Below are 9,474 nucleotides of genomic sequence, written 5' to 3'. Positions count from 1 at the left end.
TCGCCGCCTCGGCCGAGCAGTACTCGTCGCACGTGCTGGCCGCGGGCATCCGCACCGCCGCCGAGGCGCGGGGGCTGCCCCTCGAGGCGGCCGCGGAGGCGAGCGAGACCGCGACCAACGGCGTCTCCGCGACGATCCGGGGCCGCACGGTCGTGGTCGGCAAGCCCGCCTACGTCGCGTCGCTGGCGCCAGACACCGTGCGCGCCGAGCTGGGCACGGGCGAGGCGGCCGCCTACGTCGCGGTGGACGGACGCTTCGCCGGAGCGCTCCTGCTCGCCGATGCGGCGCGGCCGGAGGCCGCCGCGGTCGTCTCGTGGCTGCGGCTGCACGAGGTGGAACGGGTCGCGATGCTCACCGGCGACGTGCGGTCGACGGCGGAGTCGGTGGCGCACCAGCTGGGCATCGAGGAGGTCCACGCCGAACTGCTCCCGCCGGAGAAGGTGCGGCTCGCGGCCGAGCTCGAACCCCGGCCCGTGCTGATGGTCGGCGACGGCGTCAACGACGCCCCGGTGCTCGCGGCAGCCGACATCGGCATCGCGATGGGCGCCAAGGGGGCGACCGCGGCGGGCGACGCGGCCGACGTGGTGATCCTCGTCGACTCGCTCGCGAAGGTCGTCGACGCGGTCGCCATCGGCCGGCACACCCTGCGCGTCGCGCTCACGTCGATCTGGATCGGCATCGGGTTGAGCGTCGGGCTCATGGTCGTGGCGATGACGGGCCTGATCCCCGCGGTCGCCGGGGCGCTCGTGCAGGAGCTCGTCGACCTCGCCACGATCCTCTACGCCCTCCGCGCGCTGAGCGGTCCGCCGAGCGGACTGCGCCCCGGTGCCGACGGCACGGGTGCGGACGCGGTCCCTGCGGTCGCCGCGACGCCCGCGCCCGGCCGCTGACCGGCGCGTTCACCCCTCCTCCACGACGCCGTCCGACGACGGTCACCGCACCGATGGGGTCTTCGCGCGCGGGCGCCTGCGGAATACCGTGACACCGTGGACGTCCTGGCAGACACTGGAGGCATGCCCGTGAACGACCCGCAGATCTGGACGCTGCTCGGCGTCTTCGCCGCCGTGATGCTCGGCGGGATGACCCTCCTGACGACGCAGCTCAGTCGTGTCATCCGCTCCGAGGTCGGTCGCGTCGAAGGCACCCTCTCCGCCCGCATCGACCGCGTCGAAGGCACCCTCTCGGCCCGCATCGACGGGATCGACGCCCGCCTCGGTCGGATCGAGTCGAAGGTGGAAGACCTCGACAAGGAGCTCACGAACCTCGCCGTGCGGTTCTGGCGCTCGCAGTGACGCCCCGCGCCCGGCTCAGACGCGCACGTCCCCCACGAGGTTCACCCGGATCCCCATCCCGTCGAACATGGCGGCCTTCGCGATGAGGGCCCGGTCCGCGGTCTCGGCGTCGGGCGCATAGACGAGCTGCGCGTGGTTGGCCTTGTGCCGCGCCATGAACTGGTCGCGCGAGATGCCGTGCAGCACCACGTGGGCGATCGGCCACTCCGGGTTGGTGGCGTCCTTGCGGCGCTGCGTCTCCTCCTCCGGCAGCTCGACGACCGAGGCGCGGAAGATGTCGGCCTGCAGCACACCGTCCGCGATGAACACGCGCGACAGCACGACCTCGCCGGGCTTCGAGACGCCGTTGATGGTGGCGCCGCCCGCGGGGAAGAACACATGGCCCTGGCGCCAGCCCTCCGCGTGCTCCCAGCCGCCGAGGTGCGAGGCGGGCACGGAGCCGGAGATCTCGTACACCCACACGAACTGCCCGTCGAAGTCCTCGCCCCAGCGCACGTCGTGCAGCGTGTTGTCTGGCACGAGGCCCATCGCCCGCCAGACCCGGTCGGTCACGAGTGCGTCGACCGCGACGCCCTCGTCGGCCTCGTTGAAGTGCGGGAACGCGCGGCCCTCGTGCAGCACGCGGGAGCCGTCGCGCGACGTGACCGGCGGGCGCTCCGTGGTGTTGAGGATGCCCTCGGCGAGGTCGGACGCGGGCACCAGGTCTTTGAGACCCTGCTGGTACTGGATGCCGACGGCGTCGAGCCCGAAGTCGTCGGCGATGCGCAGCGCGGCGATGTACATCTTGAGCTGCCACTGCACCTGCTCGCGCGTGAGCTCGGTCGCGGCGTCGTCGCCGTAGCGGAAGGTCATGCCGTGGTCGATTAGCCAGTCGTACGCGGCGTCGGCCTCGTCCTCCGTCACGGTCAGCATTTCGGCGTACAGCGCCGACTGCGACAGCCGCTCCTTGTAGATGCCGGTGTGGTTGAGCAGTTCGTCGTCGAAGATCGCGTTGTACATGCCCATGCAGCCCTCGTCGAACACGCCGATGATGGCCTTGTCGGCGCGCAGCTGCGCGGCCAGGGCCTCACCGAGCTGCTTCTCCGGGCTGTCCGGCAACGCGGGCAGCGGACGCACGTGCGACTGGTCGTGCGTGATCGCGCCGGTCTCGGTCCACTCGCGGATGCCGTCGATGAACCAGTCGTCGGTGTAGTCGACCGACCAGGTGGTGGCGTAGGGCTTGCCCATCTTCGTGAGCCCGGCGTTCAGGCCGAGCAGACCGACCAGCCCCGGCCAGTCACCGGCGAAGTTGGCGACCGTGAGGATCGGGCCCTCGTGCGTGCGCAGCCCGGCGAGCACGTGGTGCGAGTACTGCCAGTTGGCGATCGCGACCACCAGCGGGGCATCGGTCGGGATGTCGCGGAACACCTCGAGGCCCATGCGCTGGCTGGAGATGAAGCCGTGACCGGTCTCGGGGTCGACGCCGAACGGCCGGATCACCTCCCAGCCGAGGTCGTTCAGCACGCCCGTCACACCCGCTTCGAGCTCCACCTGGGTCGGCCACCCGGCGACGTTCGCCGACTCGCGCAGATCGCCCGAGGTGATGAGGTACGCGGTCTTCGGTGCCGCGGTCGGGCGCGCGGCGGGCGCGGGCAGGGTGTACGTGGTCATGGTGCCTCCGGGGTCGGGGTGGTCGAGGTCGCGCCGCGCTGGTCCGCGGCGAGGTCGTGGACGACGGATGTGGTCCCCTCGTAGAGCCGCACGTAGCGGTCGAACAGGGCGTCGTAGAAGGGGCGCAGCGCCGTGTCGGGCCGCACGGTCTCGGCGATCGGGTTCCAGTCGTCGATGGCGGGAGCGGCACCCGGGGCCGCGGTGGCTCCGGCGGCGAGGAAGGCGGCGCCGTAGCTCGCGCCGATGGTCGTCTCGGGCACCTCCTGCACGAGTCCCGTGACGTCGGACACGATCTGGAGCCACAGGCGCCCCTGGGTGCCGCCGCCGACCGCCACGATGCGGCGGATGTCGGCGCCGGCGGCCCGCATGGTCTCGACGTTGTGGCGCACGCCGAGTGCCGTGGCCTCGAGCGCCGCGCGGTACAGGTCGCCGCGGGTGTGCTCCAGCGTGAGGCCGGCGATCACGCCCCGCGCATCCGGGTCCTGGATGGGCGTGCGCTCGCCCGCGAAGTACGGCAGCATCAGGAGCCCGCGGGCGCCGGGGCCGGACGTGGCGGCCTCGCCGAGCAGCTCCGGGTAGTCCGCGCCGGTGAGGTCCTTCAGCCAGGCGGTGAGCGCGCCGGAGGTCGAGAGCCCGCCGGCGAGGTTGCGCGTGCCGGCGAAGGCACCGGCGGTCGTCCACATCGAGGGCGTGCGCAGGGTCTCGGCGCCGGTCGCGACGAGGAACATCGTGGTGCCGTACATCAGCATCAGGTCGCCGAGCTCGTGCGCGCCCACGCTGACGGCCTCGGTCCAGGCGTCGATGGTGCCGGTGACCACGGGGGTGCCTGCGGGGATGCCGGTGGCGGCGGCGGCCGCGTCGGTCACGGTGCCCGCGACGTCGCCCGCCCACCGCAGCTCCGGGGCCTCGATCGTGCCCGCATAGCGCTGCCACCACGGCTCGTGCCAGCGCTCGTGCTCGATGTCGTACAGGGGCGACACCTGACTGGCGGACTGGTGGTCGAGCACGTAGGCGCCGGTCAGCCTGCGGGCGAGCCAGGACGCGGGCATGTAGAGGCGGCGGGCGCGCGACCACGCCTCGGGTTCCTCGTCGGCGACCCAGGCGATCTTGGGGCCGCCGGCCTGCGACGTGAGCGTCGAGCCGCCCACGCGGGTGATGTCTTCGTCGCCCAGCTCCGCGGTCATCCGTGCGATCTGCGCGGTGGAGCGGGTGTCGACGCCGTAGAGGATGGCGGGACGGACGGGGTGGTCGTGCTCGTCGGCGAGCAGGATGCAGGGACCCATGCCGCTGACGCCGACCCCGGCCACCTCGGCCTCCGGCACTGCGGCCAGGAGCTCACGGGCCAGGCCGACGAACTCGTCCCACCAGACGTCGCCGTCCATCTCGACCCAGCCGGTGCGGGGGCGGCTCACCTCGTGCGCGCGCGTCGCGGTCGCGAGGATCGTCCCCGCCTCGTCGACGAGCACGCCCTTGCTGCTGGACGTGCCGATGTCGACACCGATGGTGCAGCGCATGGTTCTCCTCGACGCAGGGCGGCCGGTGATCCGACCTTTCGCCATGGTAAGCGAAATCGATTTCAAGCCGCAAGCCGATGCGTGGGCGTTTCCCCGGCAGAGCCCGCCCGTCCGCAGGGGCGTCAGGCGCGGGGCGTGCTCGCGGACTGCACCTCGTTGCGCAGCACCACCGTGCGCGCGGGCTGGGTGTCGCCCTTGATCCGCTCCAGCAGCATGCGCGCCGCCGTGACCCCCATGTGCCGCGCCGGGAGCCGGACGACGGTGACCGCCGTGGGCGAGAGCGTGGTGAAGGGCAGCGATCCGATCACCGCGACCCCGACCGCGGGCGGCGTGAGCCCCCGCTCGGTGAGCACCTGCAGGGCGCCGACGCCGATGAGGTTGTTGCCCGCGACCACCGCATCGGGCGGCTCGGGCAGCGCCAGCAGCTCCTCCATGGCCGCGCGGCCGCCGTCGACCCGGAACGTCGCGAAGCGCACGAGCTCGTCCAGGTCGAGGTCGGGCTCTGCGGCGGAGAGCGCGGAGCGCCAGCCGGCCGCGCGCTCGGCCGCGGTGTCGATGTGCTCGGGCCCGCCGATGTAGGCGATGCGGCGATAGCCCGCGGCGATGAGGTCTTGCGTGGCGGAGGTGCCGGCGGCCCGGTTGGCCATCACCACGCCATCGATGTCGTACGTGGTGCTGCGGTCGACCGCGACGACGGGGCGCCCGGTGGCGAGGATGCCGCTCAGATCGCTGTGCTCGTCGGCGGTCGCGATGATGACGCCCGACATGTGCTCGGCGATCGCGATGCGGAGGTACGTGGCCTCCTTCTCCAGCTGGGCGTCGGAGTTGCACAGCACCACCGAGTACCCGGCCTCGGATGCGACGTCTTCCACGCCGCGCGCCATCTCGGTGAAGTACGGGTTCTCGATGTCGGGGATGACGAGCGCGATGACCTCGGAGCTCTGGGTGCGCAGGGTGCGGGCCGCGCGGTTCGGCGTGAAGTGCAGCTGGGCGGCGGCCTCGCGCACCGCGGCCACCTTCTCCTCCGAGACGCTCGTGCCGTTGAACACGCGGGAGACCGTCGCGGGCGAGACGCCCGCGAGCTCCGCGACGTCGTAGATCGTGGCCATGCACCCTCACTGCCTGTCCGGTGACCCCGGACGTGAAGCAACAGTATCGCGCGCTCGCGAGGTCTCTGGTGCATCGATCTGAAATCGATTACATTGGCGGCCATGACGCCTGCCCCCTCCTCTCTGTCCACGCTCGCAGCGCTGCGCACCGTGCAGACCCGGTCCATCTCCCCCGAGAACTTCGACGGCTCGCCGGGCGGCGGCGGCCGCGCCACCGAGGGCACCGGTGCGGCGAGCGCGCGCGACCTCGGCCCCGGCTGGAAGATCTCCCCCAGCGTCGATATCCCGGCCGGAGAGACCTTCGAACTCGCCGCGATCGACGGTCCGGGCAAGATCACCCACATCTGGATCACCACCCACACCGACAACTGGCGCACCCTGCTGCTGCGCGCGTACTGGGACGGCGCCGCGGAACCCGCGGTCGAGGTGCCCTACGGCGACTTCTTCTGCAACGGATGGGGCGTGTTCGCCCAGGTGAACTCGCAGACCATCGCCGCGAACCCGCACGGCGGCTTCAACTCCTACTGGCCGATGCCGTTCCGCGACGGCGCCCGGCTCACGCTCGAGAACACGTCGACCGTCGACGTGCGCGTCTACTACCAGGTGACCTACGAGGTCGGGGGCGATCACTCCGACGACGCCTACTTCCACGCGCAGTGGCGGCGCTCGAATCCGCTGGAGGACCGCACCCCGCACGTCCTGCTGGAGGGCATCGAGGGGCAGGGGCAGTACGTCGGCACCTACATCGCGTGGGGCGTGAACTCCAACGGCTGGTGGGGTGAGGGCGAGATCAAGTTCTACCTCGACGACGACACCGACCACCCCACGATCTGCGGCACCGGCACCGAAGACTACTTCGGCGGCGCGTGGAACTTCGACATCCCCGGCCAGGGCTACACCGCCTTCTCCACCCCGTATCTGGGGATGCCGCAGGTGATCCGGCCCGACGGCCTCTACGTGTCACAGCAGCGCTTCGGCATGTACCGCTGGCACGTGCTCGACCCGATCCACTTCGCCACCGGCATCCCGCGGGTCGACATCCAGGCGCTCGGCTGGCGCAGCGGATGGCGATACCTGCCGCTGCGGGACGACATCGCCTCCACCGCGCTGTTCTACCTCGACCGGCCGACCGCGCGCCGACCGCGCACACCGAGCGCCGACGACCTGGAGGTGCACCTGGGCAGCGCAGCCGTGCCCGACATCGGCGCCTCCCCGTCGCGCCCGCCGCAGGGCTGACACCGAGCACGACGAAGGGCGCCCGCTTCCCGCGGGCGCTCTTCGGTGCGTTCACTCCGCGCGCACCACGGTGAACGGGCAGTCGCCCTCCACCACGTCGACCTCCACCTGCTCCCCCACGGTGACGGTGCCGTAGCCCGCCGCGCTCACCCACGGCCAGCGGCCCTCGGCGCCGACGTGCAGCTCGCCCGCCGCCTCGTCCACGCGCACGCCGGAGCGCGCCTGCAGCAGCGTCCACCCCGCCATGGCCCTGGCGTAGTGATCGCCGCACTCGATCTCGTTGTAGGGGTTGCGGCGGCGGCCGTCGTGCCGGTCCCACAGTCCTTCGAGCACCGCGCGACCCTCCTCCTCCAGCCCCTCGAAGAAGCAGTGCGCCGCGACCTGCCACTCGATGCCCGTCCACACCTCGTCGGCGTAGCGCGTGGGCACCTCGGGTCGTCCGCCCTCGGGCCACGTGCACATCAGCAGCCCGACGTCGTCGGCCGTGTCGGCATAGACGCGGTACGGGTGCGCGAAGTCCGCGAAGCCGTGCCGCAGATTCGAGGCGACCACGTGCCGGAGGGCGCTGCGCACGTGCTCGGGCGGCAGGATCGGCCCGAGCCCGAGCTGATGCGCCCACCACTGCCCGATCACCTGATCGGACAGCACACCCGTGCGCCACTGGAAGTCCTCCGGGTCGCCCTCGTCGAGCACCTGGATGTAGTGGGTGCCGTCGAACAGCAGCTCGTCGTACCCCGCCGAGCCGGAGCGGAACCTCTCGGCCGCCTCCGCCGCGGCCTCGGTGTCGCCCACCCGCCGCGCGAGCTCCTCGTACGCCCGCAGCGCCGCGAGCCACAGCGTGCCCATGAACGGGTTGACCCCGGCGAGGTCGATGTCGTGCGTGCTGGGCTGGATGCCGCGCAGCACGCCATCACCGTCCGCGTCCCACTTCTCGCGGATGTGCGTGTACAACCGCACGAGCTGCGGCCAGCGGCGTTCGAGCCACTCCGATCCCGCCCCGCGCTGCACGTCGCGCAGCGACTTGAGGATCGTGGCGAGCATGCCGTCGAGCGCGGGCTCCTCCGGTCCGCCGATGAACTCGTCCGTCATCTGGTGCAGATACGTGGGCACGCGCAAGCGGTGCGGGATCGACCCGTCGGCCGCCTGCATCACGTCGAACTCGGTCTCGCGCATGTTCCGCTCCAGGCTCGGCCACAGCCCGGCGAGCGCGGCCTCGTACTGCCACACGTGCGTGCAGTTGAGCGGGCAGGAGCCGCCGAAGACGCCCGACCACATCCAGGTCGAGTCGCCGAGCGAGCCCTCGTAGCCGTAGAACCGGCCGTCGGCGCCGATGAAGCACGTGGGGCTGCGCACGTACGCGGCCTGGGCGGCCAGGTGCTCGACCTCCTGCGCGTCGAGGCTCGACCCTGCGAGGGTGCCGGTCCACTCGAGCGTGCGCTCGACGAGCTCGTCCCACCGGCGCTCGACCGTGGCCTGCACGTCGAGCGCGTCGAGGTAGCGCCGGCCGTACGCGTTGCCGAGGTAGAAGGTGGACGCTCCCCACTCCGGGTGCGGCGCCCCGAACTGCTCGATGTCGACGAACCGGTTGGGCAGGTGCCATGACATCGAGAAACGGATCGTGCGCGAGGCGCCGGGGGCGAGGGCGAAGGGCACGCCGACCACCCCGAGCCACGACCGTCCTCGCGGGCTGGGGCCGGACCCGCCCTGCGGGGCGTTGAGCTGCGGGTCGCCGATGGTGGGGGCGAGCGCGAGCCGGGAGCGTCCGTCGTTCCCGCCGCGGGAGCGGAGGAACGCGTCGAGGTGCTCCAGACCGCTGCACCGCGTGAGCACGGCCGCGGTCTCGTCGTCGGCGGCGAGCACGAGCTGCCCGGCCAGGCGGTCGCTCTCGTCCAGGCTCGGGTTGTCCATGACCACGCGCGACCAGCCCCTGCCGCGGCGCAGGCGGTTGACGTTGCCGCCCAGCCCCGGGGTGCTGTCGGCGATGGGCGTGATGCCGTCCCACCCGATCGCGTTGAGCAGCGACCCCGCAAGCGTGCCGTGCACCCCGATCGGGCCCGTGTTGGTGAGCGTGAACTCGAACATCCCGGTCGGGATCGAGCTGAGCTCGACGTCGCGCGGGGCCATCGGGTTGAGCACGCGCATGCGCACCTCGACCGGATGGCGCGGATCGGTCAGCTCGACCTCGGCCACCGGGTAGGTGCCCCGGAACGCGGCGCTCTCGAAGGTGCTGAAGCTCTCGGCCGCCGCGGTCATCCACTCGGGCACGAAGCCGTCGGTCGTGAGCGATGCCTGCGGATCCGGGACCGGGGTGCCCTGCACCATCGAGATGACGTTGAGCGGCGGCTCGACCTGCGTGACCCGCAGCCAGAAGCCCGTGCCGGGGAGAGCGCCCAGGTGGTTCGGCATGCCCTGCAGCTGCCACTGGCGCAGCGACCCGTCGGCGTTCACCGCGAAGCCGCCGGTGCCGATGCCACCCACGGGCATCGCGAGCGCGGGGGCCTCGGTGTGCGGACGGGACGGGGACAGGCGGTCGGTCATGATTCTCCTCGTGCGGGTCGGCGGCCGGGGACGAGCGGCGGCAGCGCCACTCCGGATGCCGCGGCGACCGGCCAGGCCGCGGCGACGGACAGCAGCACGAGCAGGGGTGCCGCGAGCAGCAGCAGCCCTGCTCGT

General features: G+C 72.2%; 7 protein-coding genes. 3 read left to right on the top strand and 4 right to left on the bottom strand.

The features are described from left to right. Both DW299_RS08255 and DW299_RS08250 read left to right on the top strand, forming a co-directional pair. A partial coding sequence (locus DW299_RS08255; protein ID WP_240745350.1) for an HAD-IC family P-type ATPase occupies positions 1 to 890 on the top strand: 890 nt, incomplete at its 5' end. A gap of 123 nt (positions 891 to 1,013) precedes the next feature. Beyond that, the gene (locus DW299_RS08250; protein WP_136036303.1) at positions 1,014 to 1,292 is read left to right on the top strand and encodes a hypothetical protein; all 279 of its coding nucleotides are present in this window, start codon (positions 1,014 to 1,016) and stop codon (positions 1,290 to 1,292) included. Positions 1,293 to 1,307: 15 nt separating this feature from the next. Here DW299_RS08250 and DW299_RS08245 read toward each other — a convergent pair whose 3' ends face one another. The 3 genes from DW299_RS08245 to DW299_RS08235 form a co-directional block, all read right to left on the bottom strand. Next, complete coding sequence (locus tag DW299_RS08245) at positions 1,308 to 2,942, bottom strand: fucose isomerase (RefSeq protein WP_136036302.1); 1,635 nt, start codon at positions 2,940 to 2,942, stop codon at positions 1,308 to 1,310. After that, entirely contained in the window at positions 2,939 to 4,456 is a 1,518-nt protein-coding gene (locus DW299_RS08240) for an FGGY-family carbohydrate kinase (protein ID WP_136036301.1), read from the bottom strand. The genes DW299_RS08245 and DW299_RS08240 overlap by 4 nt, the downstream gene beginning before the upstream one ends. A gap of 122 nt (positions 4,457 to 4,578) precedes the next feature. Further along, entirely contained in the window at positions 4,579 to 5,565 is a 987-nt protein-coding gene (locus DW299_RS08235) for a LacI family DNA-binding transcriptional regulator (protein WP_136036300.1), read from the bottom strand. Between the two features lie 102 nt (positions 5,566 to 5,667). Here DW299_RS08235 and DW299_RS08230 point away from each other — a divergent pair, with 102 nt between their 5' ends. Beyond that, positions 5,668 to 6,801, top strand: coding sequence for a glycoside hydrolase family 172 protein (locus DW299_RS08230; protein ID WP_136036299.1), 1,134 nt, complete (start codon positions 5,668 to 5,670; stop codon positions 6,799 to 6,801). Positions 6,802 to 6,852: 51 nt separating this feature from the next. Here DW299_RS08230 and DW299_RS08225 read toward each other — a convergent pair whose 3' ends face one another. Next, positions 6,853 to 9,339, bottom strand: a complete 2,487-nt coding sequence (locus DW299_RS08225; RefSeq protein WP_136036298.1) for a GH116 family glycosyl-hydrolase — start codon at positions 9,337 to 9,339, stop codon at positions 6,853 to 6,855. Between the last annotated feature and the right edge of the window lie 135 nt (positions 9,340 to 9,474).

The organism is Microbacterium sp. K35, from assembly GCF_004794375.1.
In the GTDB taxonomy this organism is placed as follows: domain Bacteria; phylum Actinomycetota; class Actinomycetes; order Actinomycetales; family Microbacteriaceae; genus Microbacterium; species Microbacterium sufflavum.
This window is presented reverse-complemented; position numbering and strand designations above follow the sequence as displayed.

Bases quoted from the DNA above. Each gene is read 5' to 3' on its own strand.
- DW299_RS08235 (WP_136036300.1), bottom strand. From the start codon at position 5,565: ATGGCCACGATCTACGACGTCGCGGAGCTCGCGGGCGTCTCGCCCGCG.
- DW299_RS08230 (WP_136036299.1), top strand. From the start codon at position 5,668: ATGACGCCTGCCCCCTCCTCTCTGTCCACGCTCGCAGCGCTGCGCACC.
- DW299_RS08245 (WP_136036302.1), bottom strand. From the start codon at position 2,942: ATGACCACGTACACCCTGCCCGCGCCCGCCGCGCGCCCGACCGCGGCA.
- DW299_RS08240 (WP_136036301.1), bottom strand. From the start codon at position 4,456: ATGCGCTGCACCATCGGTGTCGACATCGGCACGTCCAGCAGCAAGGGC.
- DW299_RS08225 (WP_136036298.1), bottom strand. From the start codon at position 9,339: ATGACCGACCGCCTGTCCCCGTCCCGTCCGCACACCGAGGCCCCCGCG.
- DW299_RS08250 (WP_136036303.1), top strand. From the start codon at position 1,014: ATGCCCGTGAACGACCCGCAGATCTGGACGCTGCTCGGCGTCTTCGCC.